A 13,658-nucleotide genomic window follows, 5' to 3' on the forward strand; every position below is an offset into this window, starting at 1 on the left:
TACATAAATCTTTGGTTTTAGAACAGCATACTGCTCGAACTATAACAATTTTATCGTTGCTGCAACAGAGAGCTTTATCCTGATAAAAAATCTAGATCAGTAACTAGCGTAAATATGTTGATATTTAGTTTAGCTACACGATTCCATATTTGATCTTGTTAGTAGGGAAGCTCTTCGCAGTGAAAGCCTTTATCCTGCAATAGTCCAATGATAGATTGTGGATTTTCCTTTAAAGTATCGATGCGTAAGATGCGATCGCAATCCTGTAGATCGAAATTCCATCTGCCCGGTGTGCAGTGTTCATTTAAACCATATTCTAAAATGAGAATGTCTTTTTCAGTTTCTACTGAGGTTTTAAATACATAAATCATGCAGTTTTTAATTTTAAATTTTTAATACAATCTGTTATAATCCTTTTTTTCCTTGTAGCCAATATCCTTGAGTAGTTATACGGTTTACACCGTTTCTTTTAAGGGCCTTTCGAAAAGCTTGAACGGAAGTGACATTGCCGACTAAAGTGTAGCTGGCATGAAGCCAGTTTTCATGATGAAAAATAGGAAGACCATCGATCCATTCCGCATTGGCAAACGATCCATTTTTTGGAAAGATACTACAGTTTTCTAAGCCCAACAGCTCAGGAACTTCTTGATTTGAATCGTCTAGTTCTAGATAGAACTGGAAGGAATGATTGTTTTTTTTGAGTGTGGGAAGTAGCGAACAGGCCAATCCGAGCGAAGTTTCATCGCCGAAGAGTAACTGATGCTGAAATTTTGGGTTATACACTTTATGCCCCCTCGGACTACTGATATAGAGATGATCACCAACGCTTAAAGTGTCTGCATAACTGCTTCCGGGACCATTATTGTGAATATGAAAGATAATATCCACAATACCCAGTTGCATATCATGATAGGCAATCGTATAATTCCGGTATTCGATTTCGTTTACACGGATCACACTCGCATAGCCAATCTGGAAATTCATTTTGGCAAGGTCGCTCTGAAAACGCACCTTTTTAAGATGGGGGCTGAGGTAAGTGGTGCCGATCACTTCAGCACGCTGGCCAACGAGACTCTCTAGTATTCCGCCTGCCCATTTGGGTAGTGTTGATATCATGGTATTGCTTTTTTGTTCATGACAAAGAAACAGCTAATTTGTAACGCAAACAATGGAGCAAAGGAAGAGGGTATTGGACTAATCGCGGTTTTTGTTCCGAAAGGATAGTGCCGACATTCCGGTGACTTTGCTGAATAATCTCGAGAAGTAGGGGTAATCCTCGAAACCTAGGGCATCGGCGATTTCTTTTACTGACTTGTCAGAATGATAAAGCAGGCGTTTGGCTTCTAAAATGATACGCTGTTGGATATGATAGGACACAGGGTAGCCGGTGACGTCTTTGACACATTCATTCAGATAGGGGGTAGAGATATTGAGACGCATAGCATATGCAGCGGGTCTTTTTATAGCGAGAAAGTCACGTTGCAGGGAAGCCTTAAATGCTTTTGTGATAATCTCAGATCGGGAAAGTTTGTCGACAGGTATAGCGCCCTCGAGGTACATCGAAGTCAAGAGCCCGATCAAAGTATTACAGCTATCTTTTAGCAAGGATTGATGTAACTGCTTTTGTTTACGGTCGGATAGTGTAATGCATAAAGAAACGCTAGTTTCCAAAATAGAAAATATTTCCTCAGAAAGTCGAAGCGGTTTTAATGGTGTCATTTCTTCCAGCAATTGCAGATATTCTGGATTTATATGTTCACTATTAATCCCCAAAAAACTGCCACCTACTTTTTTCATCGCCACAATGCGATGTACTTGATGTGGGTGAATATAGAGGATGGAGTAGGGGGTTATCGTATATTGCTGAAAATCAATTTCGATTTCGGTGGTGCCATTTTCCAACAGAAAGAAGGAGTGATAGTCATCCCGATGTGATCGTCTTGCATCATCCAGATTCATGAGGTCCTGTTCATCGAAAGATGCTTTGGCTATAATAATTCCCGAACTGAAAGCATCAGTCATTGTTTTAATAGGAATGGAACTGTTTTTCTTACGCATAATGCTAACGACTATATCTTAAAAGCTGAGCACAGCACACGCTGTTTGGTATAAAAATTTATAAAAAATAGAAACACGCAATTGAAATAACGGTATTTTATTCGACAATTGTTCTAAAAGTGAGATTAATCCTTGGAGAGTGAATCTTTTTAGTAGGTGGCAGTCGATGTAGCCAATGGGATTGCGTCTCATCTTTCATGACCAATAAACTGCCATGTTCTAAGATCAATCCTACATTTTCTTTCGTTTGTTTATGCTTAAAAGCAAATTTACGGACAGCCCCAAAACTCAATGATCCGATAGCACCATTTTTCTTTAAATCTTTTTCGCCATCACTGTGCCATGCCATACCCTCATCCCCGTTATGGTAGAGATTTAATAAGCAAGAATTGAACGTTTCTCCCGTTGTTCTTTCAACTATTTCTTTTAATTCCAATAATTCTATTGACCAAGGAAGAGCATGCTTGGTTGTATTGGAATAGGTATACTCAAAAGGTTTCTCACCGTACCAAGCGACTTTTCTTTTCGTTAATATATGTTTACCAAAAATAACGGCTTCATCGTTACGCCATTCGATGGCTGTCAATAGTTTTTCATAAAAGTAATCTGCACGTTCCTGTCCCAGTACTTTCCCATAATAATGTACTGTTCCGTCCTTTGGAAGCCAATTTTTCGTACTATCAATCGGATATTCAAATAATTCCATACATAATGTTTAAATGGTGGTGCTTCGTATTATAATTCCTGCTGTGTTTTGGCACTTTCCCATCCTATAATAGCTGTTTTTCGAGTTGGTCCCCACATGTATCCTCCTGTTATGCCAGAAGATTGGATAATGCGGTGGCACGGAATAAGAAATGCAATGGGGTTACTGCCAACAGCTGTGCCAACAGCTCTAGCTGCTTTTGGATTTCCGATCTGTTCTGCTATTGTTCCATATGTAGCCAGTTTCCCCATGGGAATTTTGAGTAAACTCTCCCACACACGCAATTGAAAGTCGGTGCCTTTGAGATGTAATTTAATCTGTGAAAGAGCAGACCAATCGTTTTGAAAAATGGAGAGGGCATTTTGTTGCAGATCATCATCCCGTTGCTGAAATAGGGCATTTGGAAACTTAGCCTGTAAATCGGTGAAAGCTTTTGCTTCATTACTTTCAAATGCGATATAGCATACTCCTTTGGCTGTAGATGCAATAATTATTGGGCCAAAAGGACTGTCTGCATAACGGTAATTGATCTTGAGAAATTGACCTCCATTTTTATATTCAGCAGGAGTCATACCTTCGATATTGATAAATAGATCATGTAAACGGCTGCTGCTCGAAAGTCCGGTATGGTATGCGGCATCAAAGAGTGTAAGTTCTTTGTTGTCATCAAGCAGTTTCTTGGCATATTGCAAACTGATGTACTGTAAAAATTTTTTAGGACTTGTACCTGCCCAGTCAGTAAAGAGCCGTTGAAAATGAGCGGGGCTTAAATGAATTTTTTCAGCGACTTCATCCAAGTTTGGCTGTTCCTTAAAATGATGTTGAATATATTCGATAGCTGAAGCTATTCGATTGTAGTTGAGATTTGATTGTGTTTCCATTTTCATTTTAATTTATACCCAAATTTCATCATGATTGTCGCTGTTTACAATCCGAAACATGCGGAGTTTTGATTAGGCGTGATCATTTTAACCATTTTGTAATTGATAAATGGTACATTTTTTAAAATCACTTCCTGCTCCTTTACGGTTGTAAATCCCATTTTTATAAAAAATGGTTTTGCCGTCTTGCTTACATCTGCCGTTAAACGATCGGTGTTCTGTCGCCTTGCCTCTGCTTCTATATATTGGTAGAGCTGGGATGCTATTTTTTGACCTTGGTAATCTTTATGAACAAAAAATAAATCAATATAACGACCTTCAGCTAAGGTGCAAAAGCCGACAATACTGTTGTTTAACGCTGCTATGAGTACATACTGCTCCGTTAACACCTGAGTCCATCGTTGCATATTCTCACTGCTGGAGCTCCAAACCGCTACCTGCTCTGCGCTATAATCTTGGATGCAAATGCGCTTAATAGTATCGACAAACAGTTCCTGCAGGGAAACAATATCATGAAGGGTGCCAAATCTAAACGTAATTTTTTCCAAAATATACTGGTATAATGTTTTTTCTTTGATTGTATGGGCTACTCTAGACCATTCTTTTTATTGATATGATGTACTGCTGATTGATGAGTCAAACTTAATAATATTGTCTTTTATATCCAAAGTACTGGCTTGACAATTCATGTTCATTGCGCAAATTGCTTTACTATTATTTGCAATACGCAGTGATTTTAGATTTTTGATGATGAGGTTTTTTAGTTTTAGTCACAAAAAAATATCAGGGTGCTGCTGTGGGCTGTTTCACCGTAATATAGGATTTACCTAAAGATGCTGGATGGAATGAAATGGGGAATATGTGCGTTAGAAATTATAAAAAAAGCAGCGTTTAATACTATTAAACGCTGCTTTTGTGTGTCCCCGAAGGGAGTCGAACCCATATCAACAGAACCGGAATCTGCAATTTTATCCATTAAACTACAGGGACATGCTAGCAAAGATATACTATTTCATGAAAAATGAAAATAGCTAAATGCAATCTCTTGCCAACATCCTCATCTTTAGTCAATAAGATTTAAAGTTACATTTACTGAAATGTCTGGAGTACCGCCACCAATGCTTTGGTAGCTTGAATTGTTCCAGTCTGCTGCGGTAACCTTTGTTTTATTTAGACCGTGCATCAAGACAATTTTCATTGGAATAGCACTTGCTTTGTCTAATACTTTCCAGTTGCTTTTTAAACCTACCTGTTGATCTAAATACGTAAAGGTGATCTGCTCCTTTGTAGGGCCTACGAAGAAAAACTGATGCTCATCGGCATCGTCAGAAATTTCCTGTTGTACCTCATGTCCATCAAAATCTTTTAATTTGATATCTAAATCATAGTTGCCTTTTTTTAAGTTTAACGACTGTGGTTTTGTATCGGTAGCATCGATGATAACTTCGACTTTGGCATTTGTTGTTTTTTCTGTAAAACTTAAAGTCATGGTTTTCATTTCTTCATTATCATGTTCGTGGACAGGATCGTCTTTTTTACATGAGTTGAAAAGGAGAACTGCTGCGATCAGTACTAATTTGCTGCTGTTAATGATTTTTTTCATGATAGCTGTATTTGTTATGATTAGAATGTGTAATTAATTGTCAACTGTATATTTCGGCCTACACCATGACTGTAATAACGGAATAGATCTGTGTAAGATTTGTAGGTGCTATTGAATATGTTTTCTACCAAAAGGCGAGTTTGCAATTTATTGTTGCCAATAAGAGAGCCTAAACTAATGGAACCATTGATAAGCTGATACGCCGATGGTGCGGGAGCCATCTCCATACTTGCTGTTGTTAAAAACTGTTTGGCATAGATTTCTTGACCTAAGGCAAATTTCACGTCATGCATCCAGTTCGTCTTTCCCTTTGTTGTAAAAGCGATTTCATGTGTATACGATAGGGGCGGAATAAGAGGCAGATAGTTTTTGTCATCTAGGTTACGGGCGTAGATAAATGATGTGTTTGCACTGTAATCTAAATGTTCACTGATGGCATATTTTCCCTGTACGTCAATCCCGGCCAATAATGCATTGTTTTGACTATACTGCCAGATCGGAAATGTACCTGAAAGATTTTGTACGTATTCTTCGGTCGGTTTTACGTAAATGTAATTATTGATGTAGTTAGCATAGATGTCAATGTTTAAGAAATTTTTCTGCTCATGGATATTTAAACTGGTGATCCACTTTAATCCTTTCTCTGCTTTTAATGCCGCATCTCCTCTTTCATAGCGTGCTGTACTTTGGTGTACGTTTTGGCTGTACAGTTCTTGTGCAGATGGAGCTCTCCAGGCAAGTCCTAAGTTTGATTTAAGAGTCATATGGTTGTCGACAGTATAGGATAAACCGAGGTTGGTCGACAAGTTATGAAACTGATTGTCGCCACCATAAGCTTTACCATAAAAGTCATACCCTGCAGCATCGAAATTCTTAAAATCATAACGAGCTCCTAATTCGTAGGCCAATCGGTCTTTTTGCCATTGATATATACCGTATGCTCCGATATTAAAGGCATTGTAATTAGGAATTAATGGGGTATTAAAAGTCCCAGCAATATTATTGTTAACTTGTGTCTGCCCCTGAAGGCCTGTGATAAATTTTTGATTTAAGCCCTCAATAGTATAAGATGCATCAAGTGCATGTGTCCGTAAAACCATATCCATGCTTGGAATTGCGCTACGGCCTGCACGTCTTTTATCATATTCCTGCCGGTGGTTATTCTGGTAAGCATATTTTATGGATAAGGTTTTAGCATCGCTCAAGCGCTGGCTGTAAGCAAACTGAAATACCTCGTGTTTAACCTCTTGACGGGGAGCATCAATTTGGTATGAGAATCCGAAGAGTTCGCTGGGATACGGTCTCCCATAGGCTAGACGTTCCTGAAAAGAAGTAATATCGCCGATATGAGTAGAAGATAAAATGCCCGCTTCATTGTGATATTGTTTATAGGAAGCTTCAAAATTAGCGTCTTTGTATTGATAATTTACTGCAGCATTTAGGTTGTAAATGCGCTGCCCGGTATTGTTCAGATAATAATCGGGAGTTTTTCGATTACCACTTTTGCTGTAGTTTCCATTGAAAGACCATTTCAGTCCAGCTATGGGAGTGATGCCCTCCAGGTTTAATGCGCTTTGCATACCTCTGCCATTTGTGAAAGCGTTTAGACTAACTTGCCCTCTAAGACTATCAATTTTATTCCAGGGCTTAGTGGAAAGCAGAATTGCTCCACCTAATGCTTCACCACCATAACGTAAGCTTTCTGCTCCCTTTACGACCGTAATCGCATTCGCCGCGTACACATCAATTTCTGGAGCATGGTCATTACCCCATTGCTGACTTTCGAGTTTCATACCATCATTAAGTATCGCCAAGCGATTGCCATAAAGACCGTTAATAATGGGCTTATTGATGGTAGATCCGGTCTGTAGGAGATGGACTCCGGAGATGTTTTTTAAAACTTCTGCTAGCGAACGGTTTCTATTTTCAGTTAAAGCTGTCGCATTGACCTGTTGTGCAATCTGTGTTTTGGCGGCAACCTGATAACCGTAAACCTGTGTCTCGGCGAGTCTCTTAACGTCTTTTTTTAGTCTTATCAGTACGGGACGGTCATTTTTCACATAAGTAGTGTCATTTTCGTAGCCAACGAGTGAAGTCACTAATTTTATCGGGAAGTTCTGTTCAGTACTAAATTGAAATTCACCCGAAAAGTTGGAAGTTATCGCTTTCTTATGGCCTTCGTAGTGAAGGTTAGCTCCATGAATGGGACTGGTGTTTTCTAGCGCAATGATCTTTCCGCTTATTTGTCTTTTTTGTGCAAATAGGCTGTATGAAGGCCATAATGAGATGAATACGGGTGCCAATATAGAGATGACGCTGAACTGTTTTGTCATGCTTAAATTAAATTACGCCTCAAAAATACAACATTGTTGCATTAAATTAAAATAATAATGCAACAATGTTGTATATAATTTAAAAAGTCATGGTTTATACCGTTTTATAGTACAAATGGATTACCCCTTTATTTTTTTGAACCGTGGAGATTGGTCCAAATAATCAAAGTGGTACAGGTATCAACTAACGAATAAGTTAACTGTAAAAAATTTGGGTTGTGATTTTAGAGTTGTAAATATCCGATTAGGAACGGGGATGATATTGGGTAATCACGCTCTGTAGATAATCGCGGTCGATATGGGTGTAGATTTCTGTAGTTGTGATACTTTCGTGCCCCAGCATATCTTGTACGGCGCGTAAATCTGCCCCACCTTCCACAAGATGAGAAGCAAAGCTATGTCTAAAAGTGTGCGGGCTAATGTTTTTTTGAAGACCAATTTTTGTAGCCAGCTCTTTTATGACAATGAATACCATAACACGAGATAAAGCAGCTCCACGCTTATTTAGAAAGACAAAATCTTCCTGCCCCGACTTGACTTTAATGTGCGGTCGGACTTCATTGATATAAATTTTCAAGTATTTAATGGCTTGGCTCCCGATTGGAATCAGACGTTCTTTATTACCTTTTCCTTCAACTTTGATAAATTCTACGTCTAAGTAAAGATTTGATAGTTTAAGACCTACCAGCTCCGAGACCCGAAGTCCACATCCATACAACACCTCCAGAATTGTTTTGTTGCGCATACCTTCGGGAGTTGATAAGTCGATGGCATTGATAAGTTGATCGATTTCTTGGATGTTAAGCACACTAGGTATCTTTCGTGCAATTCGAGGGGCTTGAATTAATTCGACTGGATTATTTTCCCAATCGTATTCCAAGAGTAGGAAATTATAAAATGTTTTAAGTCCTGACAATAGGCGTGACTGCGTGAAGGGAGAAATACCAAATCCATTTATCCAGATCAGGAAGCGCTGTATATCCTTACTGGTTATTTGTTGCAATGTCAATTTATTTTCTTCACTGTATACTTCCAGTTTGGAAACATCATTGAGGTAAGCTTCAATAGAATTATCGGACAGACCGCGTTCAAATTTCAAAAAACGGCCGAATTCTCGTTTTAAAAGCAACCAATTATTTTCTTCCTTCATGCATAACAAAAATACAATAGATTAATTGTACTTTCGAACATTAATTTTATAAAACAACTAAATTAAAAACTTAAGGTAAATCAAAAACATGAGATTTATTAAACCAATTGCATTAACATTTTTGTTGCCAACTCTTTATTGTACAACCCCTAGTACTGCGGCAACATCACTTCGTGCTGAAGCGAGAGCAATTTTAGCACAAGACACCGTTAGTTGGAATCAAAAACTTCCTTTTGACAATGAGGTGCTTACAGGTAAACTTAAAAATGGTTTCACTTACTACATCCGTCGGAATGTAGAACCAGAAAAAAGGGTTACGATGTATTTAGCAAACAAAGTAGGTTCTATATTAGAAACAGATGACCAATTAGGCTTGGCTCACTTTTTAGAACACATGAACTTTAATGGTCTAAAACACTTTCCTAAAAACGAGTTGGTCAATTACCTACAAAAAGCTGGTGTTCGTTTTGGCTCCGATTTGAATGCTTATACCGGATTTGATGAAACGGTTTATCAATTGCCCATTCCATCTGATGATCCTGAACTGTTGAAAAATGGTTTACAGGTGATGCGCGACTGGGCACAAGATGCATTGCTTGCTGATGATGAGATTGATAAAGAACGCGGTATTGTGATGCAGGAAATGCGTGGCGGACGTGGTGTAGGTCAACGTTTGCAGGATCAATATTTTCCAATTGTTTTAAATGGATCTCGCTATTCTAAACGTTTACCGATCGGAACAGAAAAAATTATTACAACTTTCAAACCGGAGACGATCCGGAAATTTCATCAAGACTGGTACAGACCGGACTTACAGTCTATCATCATTGTTGGTGATATCGACGTGAAAGATATGGAAGCTCGAGTTAAAGCCTTATTTTCGGATTTAAAAGCTCCTGCTAAAAAGCTGGAACGTACCAAGTATAATGTTGATTTATTGAATAAAAATCAATTTATTGCCATTACAGATCCTGAACTTCCTTATACAGTTGCTCAGATTATGATCAAAAGTAAAGAGGAAAAAACAGTGACCGTAAAAGATTATCGCAAACAGTTACTGATTTCGGCATTTAACTCGATCGTTGCCGATCGTTTTTCTGAAATCATGCAACAGGCAGATGCTCCTTTTATGCAAGCTGGAGGCAGTATATCTGGTTTCATTGCCGGATTAGATGTGTTTTCGTTGATGGTAGTTCCTAAACCAAACCAATTGGAAGTAGGATTTAAAAAGATGATGACAGAATTTGAGCGCATCCAAAAATTTGGATTTACACAGTCTGAATTGGATAGAGCCATCGTTTCAATGAATAAAGGTAATGAGACTGCTTATATAGAAAAGAGCAAGAAAAAATCGGATAGTTATGTGGGTCGTTATTTGAATAACTTCTTAAAAGATGATGCCGCATTAAGTAACGATGATAGTTATAAAATAACAAAACAGCTATTACCAACATTGACCTTGAAAGAAGTTAATGCACTGATTTCAAAATATTATACTGATCTGAACCGTGATATCATCATCATGGGGCCGGAGAAAGATAAAGCTACTTTACCTGCTGAACAAACAGTCAATAATTGGATAAAGGAAGTGGAGTCTCAGAACTTAACAGCTTATGAGGATAAGGTTTCTAAATTGCCATTATTATCGAAGGAACCTGTTAAAGGATCTGTTGTTTCCAATAAGGAATTAAAAGAGATCAATGTAAAAGAATTGACCTTAAGCAATGGTGTCAAAGTAATCTTGAAACCTACCAATTTCAAGAATGATGAAATACGTATCTCAGCTTTTAGTCCAGGTGGTTCTTCTTTATATCCAGATGCAGATTATTATTCAGCGAGTAATGCTGCGGGTCTAGTGGATGCGAGTGGTGTGGGTCAATTGAATAATGTTGAATTACAAAAGTATCTCACAGGTAAAAATATCGGGATCACACCGTATATTTCAGAAAGATATGAAGGAATCTATGGAAGTTCGGACAAAGAAGGTTTAAAAAATGCTTTTGAATTGATTTATGGCTATTTTACTGAACCTCGTCTGGATCAGGATGTTTACCAAAGTATCATCGCCCGTTCTGTAGGAAGTTTAGAAAATAGAGATAGTGATCCGTCAAATGTTTTCTCCGATAAAGTGAAAGAAACGCTTTATGGGGATAATATCCGCAGAAAAAATGCGACTGCCGATTTAGTGAAAACTATTGACAAAGATCGAGCTTTTCAAATTTATAAAGAGCGATTTGCTGATGCTTCGGACTTCACCTTTACCATCGTAGGTTCTTTTACTGAAGAAGAAATTAAACCTTATTTAGAAAATTACTTAGCGGCCTTGCCGAATCTTGGACGTAAAGAGTCTTATAAAGATTTAGGTATAGTAGAACCAGCTCAAGGAAAGCGTGTTGTTGTTCATAAAGGGAAAGAGGATAAAGCTTCTGTACAATTAGCTTATTATGGTGATTATACTTATTCGGAAAGCGAAAATATCAATATGGAAGCCTTAGAAAGTATCTTGACCATTAAATTATTAGAACGTCTTCGTGAAGCCGAAAGCGGGGTTTACAGTGTGGGCGCTTCTGCTAATTACGGCAAGTTGCCACGTCAACGCTATAGTTTTGGTATCGGCTTTGGCACGGCTCCGGATAAAGTGGATGTGCTGATAAAATCTGCTGTAGATGAAGTCTCTAAAATTAAGAAAAGTGGACCTGTAAAAGAGGATATTGATAAATTTGTTATTGAACAAAAGCGTCAATTAGAGCTACAGCTTAAAGAGAATGGATTTTGGGTTAGCTATCTATCAGGATCTTATCAAAATCAAGAGGATGTAACGGAAATCTTGAGAAAATTAGATGACCTGAGTAAAGTGTCTGTAGAAAGTGTAAAAGCTGTCGCTGATAAATATTTAAAAGAAGACCGCATGTTTGAATTTATTTTGTTACCAGATGCAAAATAGATCTTAAAGTCTAAAAAAGAAAGCTCCTGAATACTATTCAGGAGCTTTTTTTATGTCATATGACGCTGATGATCAGCATCTATTTTATCTTTTTGAAGTTATAGAATTCTTCTAATTCTCCTTTAATTTCTTTACCTTCCATATCTAATTTCTTCATCATACCTTCACCGACTTTATATTTGCTTTCGCCATCTTTCTCCTTTAAAATAATCGAGCCGCCGTCTGGAGTCCATGTGAACGTACCAGTTTCTTTAAAAGGTCCACCTTTTTCAAGATACTGTTCAGATTTTTCAAAAGTTCCATCCATATTTAAGGTTAAGATAACATGAATGCCCGAACAGTCTGCACATGGAAGAGTTCCTTCGTAGGTTCCAGCCCAATCAACAGAGTTTTGTGTATTATGCTCATCGTGAAATGCCGTATCTTGTTTAGTAGCAACTGTACTGCTGTCTTGTGCTGTTTTTTCTTTTGTTTGTGTTGGATTTTGGCAAGATGTAAATGAAGCAGTAATTACGAATAAGCCTATGAAGATTTTTTTCATTATAATATGTTTTATTTCTAAAAACGTGATGTATTAATGTATGTACTTTTGCATTTTTTGTATTGTTTTAAGAGCTAAAACAATACTGTTCGTTTATAGTTTTTGTAATATACTTAAAAATGCAAAATATAACTATTTCTTTTCAGAGTGACCTAAATCTTTATCCGGGTTAATGTGATCTCTTATCAATTGTTTTAATTCCTTTATTTCAGGAAACCTTCCCATTTCTTTACGGTCAAATATGGGTTGCTGATCGATTGAAATGGAGTATTTACCCGCTATTTCACTCGGAATCAGTAAGACACCATGAATATCTTCTGTAAAAGTACTTAAAATTTCTTGCGCCATATAGGCCGCGCGTAACATCCAGTTACATTTCGGACAGTATTCAACTGAAATTGTAGGTTTTGATATATCCATCTTTCTATATAGCTTATATGGCGAATATAAGGGATTTATTTTTATATTCTTAAACTGTGCTATTACTATTTACTGTGCAGCAATACGGATAATTGTCGTGTTTATCAGCCAATTTTGAATGAGGTCATGGCAAGAGATCCTCCTATAGAGTTGTCGTTAAACAGCAGTAAATCATCTTGTCTATCTTTTAGTGCCAGGCTGTAGATCATGGGAAGATAATGTTCTGGTGTGGGTATAGCTAAATCAAATGCTTTTCCCTGATTCCGGAAGTCGATCAAAGCTTTGTGATTACCATCTAAAATGTAATTTTTCATTTTTTCTTTTGCTTCCTGAGCCCAGTCCCATGCAAATCCCGCCTCATTTAATTTATCCCAGGCTACCATACGCAGGTTGTGGACCATATTGCCACTGCCTATTATCAATACACCTTTGTGACGTAAGGAAGCTAATTCCTGTGCTAATTCATAATGGTAAGACGCAGGTTGCGTATAATCGATACTCATTTGAATAACCGGAACCTCAGCATCTGGGTATAAATGCTTGACAACAGACCATGCCCCGTGGTCAAGGCCCCACTTATCATCCAATAATACATCAGTTTTTGTGATGATTTTTTTTGTTTCCTGTGCAAGTTCAGGGCTTCCGGGAGCTGGATACTGTACATCAAATAATGCTTGAGGAAATCCGCCAAAATCATGAATTGTCGGAGGATTGTCCATAGCAGTAACGAATGTACCACGCGTTTCCCAGTGCGCTGAAATAACTAATATTGCTTTTGGTTTTTGAAAAGTCTTACCGATATTTCGGAATCCGTCCACAAATTCATTTTCTTCGATCGCATTCATAGGACTTCCATGTCCCAAAAATAACACGGGAAACTTCTCGGTTGCTTCAAAATTTTTAGATAAGTTGCGTAAGGAGTTTACTTTTAAAGCAGCTCCTGTTAAAGGTAATACAGCCATAGCGGTTATAAATTTTTTTCGATTCATGCTATTAACTCCTGGTGATATATTGTTGTTGAC

Annotated in this window: 13 protein-coding genes and 1 tRNA gene; 1 reads left to right on the forward strand and 13 read right to left on the reverse strand. The window is 37.7% G+C overall.

Annotated elements, in window-relative coordinates:
* Positions 1-158 precede the first annotated feature (158 nt).
* From M2265_RS24675 to xerD, 10 genes are all read right to left on the reverse strand, one after another.
* Positions 159-371 carry a hypothetical protein gene (locus M2265_RS24675; protein ID WP_021191783.1) on the reverse strand — a complete coding sequence of 71 codons (213 nt, stop codon included), beginning with the start codon at positions 369-371 and terminating at the stop codon, positions 159-161.
* Between the two features lie 34 nt (positions 372-405).
* Positions 406-1,116 carry a siderophore-interacting protein gene (locus M2265_RS24680; RefSeq protein WP_132772734.1) on the reverse strand — a complete coding sequence of 237 codons (711 nt, stop codon included), beginning with the start codon at positions 1,114-1,116 and terminating at the stop codon, positions 406-408.
* Positions 1,117-1,194: 78 nt separating this feature from the next.
* The gene (locus tag M2265_RS24685) at positions 1,195-2,058 is read right to left on the reverse strand and encodes an AraC family transcriptional regulator (protein WP_132772735.1); all 864 of its coding nucleotides are present in this window, start codon (positions 2,056-2,058) and stop codon (positions 1,195-1,197) included.
* Positions 2,059-2,155: 97 nt separating this feature from the next.
* The gene (locus tag M2265_RS24690) at positions 2,156-2,764 is read right to left on the reverse strand and encodes an alpha-ketoglutarate-dependent dioxygenase AlkB family protein (protein WP_132772736.1); all 609 of its coding nucleotides are present in this window, start codon (positions 2,762-2,764) and stop codon (positions 2,156-2,158) included.
* 29 nt (positions 2,765-2,793) lie between these two features.
* Positions 2,794-3,645 carry a methylated-DNA--[protein]-cysteine S-methyltransferase gene (locus M2265_RS24695; protein WP_132772738.1) on the reverse strand — a complete coding sequence of 284 codons (852 nt, stop codon included), beginning with the start codon at positions 3,643-3,645 and terminating at the stop codon, positions 2,794-2,796.
* A gap of 44 nt (positions 3,646-3,689) precedes the next feature.
* The gene (locus tag M2265_RS24700) at positions 3,690-4,193 is read right to left on the reverse strand and encodes a GNAT family N-acetyltransferase (protein ID WP_206368490.1); all 504 of its coding nucleotides are present in this window, start codon (positions 4,191-4,193) and stop codon (positions 3,690-3,692) included.
* 370 nt (positions 4,194-4,563) lie between these two features.
* Positions 4,564-4,635: transfer RNA gene (locus M2265_RS24705), tRNA-Arg, on the reverse strand.
* A 73-nt stretch (positions 4,636-4,708) separates the two neighbouring features.
* The gene (locus M2265_RS24710) at positions 4,709-5,248 is read right to left on the reverse strand and encodes a hypothetical protein (RefSeq protein ID WP_021191776.1); all 540 of its coding nucleotides are present in this window, start codon (positions 5,246-5,248) and stop codon (positions 4,709-4,711) included.
* 20 nt (positions 5,249-5,268) lie between these two features.
* Positions 5,269-7,581 (reverse strand): TonB-dependent receptor, encoded by a 2,313-nt coding sequence (locus M2265_RS24715; RefSeq protein WP_132772739.1) that lies wholly within the window; start codon positions 7,579-7,581, stop codon positions 5,269-5,271.
* A 244-nt stretch (positions 7,582-7,825) separates the two neighbouring features.
* Positions 7,826-8,731, reverse strand: a complete 906-nt coding sequence (xerD, locus tag M2265_RS24720; RefSeq protein WP_021191774.1) for a site-specific tyrosine recombinase XerD — start codon at positions 8,729-8,731, stop codon at positions 7,826-7,828.
* 88 nt (positions 8,732-8,819) lie between these two features.
* Between xerD and M2265_RS24725 the strand changes: the two genes are divergently transcribed.
* Positions 8,820-11,675 (forward strand): M16 family metallopeptidase, encoded by a 2,856-nt coding sequence (locus tag M2265_RS24725; protein WP_132772741.1) that lies wholly within the window; start codon positions 8,820-8,822, stop codon positions 11,673-11,675.
* Positions 11,676-11,754: 79 nt separating this feature from the next.
* Here M2265_RS24725 and M2265_RS24730 read toward each other — a convergent pair whose 3' ends face one another.
* From M2265_RS24730 to ygiD, 3 genes are all read right to left on the reverse strand, one after another.
* Positions 11,755-12,216 carry a copper resistance protein NlpE gene (locus tag M2265_RS24730; RefSeq protein WP_132772742.1) on the reverse strand — a complete coding sequence of 154 codons (462 nt, stop codon included), beginning with the start codon at positions 12,214-12,216 and terminating at the stop codon, positions 11,755-11,757.
* A 132-nt stretch (positions 12,217-12,348) separates the two neighbouring features.
* Positions 12,349-12,636 carry a SelT/SelW/SelH family protein gene (locus tag M2265_RS24735; RefSeq protein WP_021191773.1) on the reverse strand — a complete coding sequence of 96 codons (288 nt, stop codon included), beginning with the start codon at positions 12,634-12,636 and terminating at the stop codon, positions 12,349-12,351.
* A gap of 104 nt (positions 12,637-12,740) precedes the next feature.
* A complete protein-coding gene (gene ygiD / locus M2265_RS24740) occupies positions 12,741-13,625 on the reverse strand; it encodes a 4,5-DOPA dioxygenase extradiol (protein ID WP_132772744.1) in 885 nt (294 codons plus the stop codon).
* Positions 13,626-13,658 lie beyond the last annotated feature (33 nt).

The sequence above is a fragment of the Sphingobacterium kitahiroshimense genome (assembly GCF_025961315.1).
Taxonomy (GTDB): Bacteria; Bacteroidota; Bacteroidia; order Sphingobacteriales; family Sphingobacteriaceae; genus Sphingobacterium; species Sphingobacterium anhuiense.